A 2,275-nucleotide genomic window follows, 5' to 3' on the forward strand; every position below is an offset into this window, starting at 1 on the left:
AGTGTATTTTCTAACTGGTTTCTTAGACGAGTCAGAGGGGTTCGCAGGTCGTGAGCAATATTGTCTGAAATATGACGAATGCCTTCCATTAATTGAACGATTCGGTCGAGCATTTCATTTAGATTACGTGCGAGTTGGTCAAAATCGTCATTGGTGCCACGGTCCGGGATACGAATAGAAAGATTCCCTTGCATAATCCGCTGGCTGGTTTGGTTAATTAGCTCAACCCTTTTTGCTGTACTACGGCTCATCATAATGCCGCCAAGCATCGCCAGAGCGAAGGTAATTCCCATGCCAAAGTTTATCGCACGTTCGACGAGTTGCTTAACGGCCATAAATTCATTTACATCGCGGCCAACAAGCAGCCTTAGTCCACCAGGCACGATGAATACACGGGCACGAGCAGGCCGGGATTCTTCACCTGGCCACCCTAGATTCTCGCCAAGGGTGAAGTTTAGCCAGCCCTCCTGTACTTCTCCATCTTCAGGCCACTTACTTATATTACCGGCGAGCTTAATAAAGTCTCTGGCGGTAAATAAGTAAATAGCCTTGCCATTTGGGTCTCGCGCGACACGCTCCCGGATAACGCTGATTAAACCGTTGAGCCCTTGCCTTTGGTATTGCTCAGCAAGGCCTATAATTTCAGCCTCAATAGTTTCGTCGGTTTGGCTCGACATGTAGCCGGCAGTAGCCCAATAGATAAAACCCATCAGGATAAAGACAGATGTGGCGAACAGTACCATGTACATGATCGCCAATTGAAAGGTAGAGGTCCGAAGAAGACTAAGAATCTTCACTAAGAATGTATCCCGCGCCTCGAACTGTTTGTAGTAGTTGTTTCGGGAAGTCCTTATCGATCTTTGATCGTAAGCGGCTGATATGGACGTCGATCACATTGGTTTGTGGATCAAAATGATAATCCCAAACCTGCTCCAATAGCATAGTACGAGTCACCACTTGGCCTGCATGTTTCATCAGGTACTCTAGCAAGCGAAATTCGCGAGGTTGTAGGTCGATCTTTTCGCTACCGCGTTTGACAGAGCGGGCTAGCAAATCCATTTCAAGGTCGGCAACTTGCAGGTGAGTCACTTTCTCGGAGCCACTGGTTGCCCCGCGTCTGACTAATACTTCCAGGCGAGCAAGTAACTCAGTGTAGGAGAAAGGCTTGGTCAGATAATCGTCACCACCACCGCGTAAACCTTCAACACGATCATCTACGTCGCCTAGTGCACTAAGGATCAGTACAGGTGTTTGGTTACCGGTTGCGCGGATCGTTTTAATAATGGATAGACCATCCATTCCAGGCAACATGCGGTCGATAATCATAACATCATAGCTTTCACTGGCTGCCATTAATAAACCTTCTTTACCGTCGGCAGAATGATCTACAACGTTATCGTTTTCCTTGAGGCCATTGACTAAATAAGCCGCTACATCTTTATCATCTTCAATTACGAGTACGCGCATCTTAACCTCTGCTTGCTTGGGCTCTGAATTTCTTAATTCGCTCATAAGCGTCTTTTATTTCCCGAGTTTTTTCGGTGGCTATTTTCATCATTTCTTCTGGCAAGCCTTTCGAAACAAGTTTATCCGGGTGATGTTGACTAATCAGTCTACGATAGGCTTTCTTTAGTTCAGCATCACTGCAATTGCTCTGTACGCCTAGAGTTTCATAGGCAGCACTGATCATTTGTTCTTCGCTAACATGGCCTGACGTATCGTGCTCAAAGCCGGTAAACCGGTGCTGAGCTGTCATCATTGCCAGTAGTTGTTCAAAATTTCGTTTCTGGAAACCAAGGTGTTCGGCTACTTCAAGAAGCAGCTGGTGTTCATTTGGGTGTAATTCTCCGTCGGCAAGCGCGGTGGTTAGCTGTATCTCCATAAACATTCTAAGGAGATTGGTACGACGGCCGCAGACTCGCTTTAAGTCATCCATGGCAGCGATATAATCAAAATCTTCTTGCTTGCCTTGATTGAATAAATTGATTGCTGCTTTACGTTGCTCGTCCGTCAACTGCATCTTGCTCATGGTGTCTTGAGCAACTTGAATTTCGACTTGAGATACATGGCCGTCTGATTTTGCCAAACGCCCCATTATCGAAAATGTGGCAGCAAAAAAAGCCGCTTGTATTTCTTCCTGATTGCCACCAGAAAAGTTTTCGATATTGGCCATACCTTTATCGAAGCTATGACCAATAGCCGCGCCTAACAAAGCGCCTAAGGGGCCACCGCCAAATGCGAAGCCCAAGGCTCCACCGATTAATTTTCCCCACCA

The 2,275-nt window shown here is 46.5% G+C and carries 3 protein-coding genes; all 3 read right to left on the bottom strand.

What is annotated here, in order from left to right; genetic code table 11:
* On the bottom strand, nt 1-797 hold a 797-nt coding region (locus A3729_RS14870), incomplete at its 3' end, for a HAMP domain-containing protein (RefSeq protein WP_156497963.1).
* Nucleotides 784-1,512 (bottom strand): response regulator transcription factor, encoded by a 729-nt coding sequence (locus A3729_RS14875; protein WP_304438941.1) that lies wholly within the window; start codon nt 1,510-1,512, stop codon nt 784-786. The genes A3729_RS14870 and A3729_RS14875, both read right to left, overlap by 14 nt.
* A partial coding sequence (gene djlA, locus A3729_RS14880; protein ID WP_068634023.1) for a co-chaperone DjlA occupies nt 1,469-2,275 on the bottom strand: 807 nt, incomplete at its 5' end. The genes A3729_RS14875 and djlA, both read right to left, overlap by 44 nt.

It is taken from the genome of Oleiphilus sp. HI0043, from assembly GCF_001634935.1.

What these genes read in the sequence shown, in the direction of transcription:
- A3729_RS14875 (WP_304438941.1), bottom strand. Translation starts at nt 1,512, where the DNA reads ATGAGCGAATTAAGAAATTCAGAGCCCAAGCAAGCAGAGGTTAAGATG.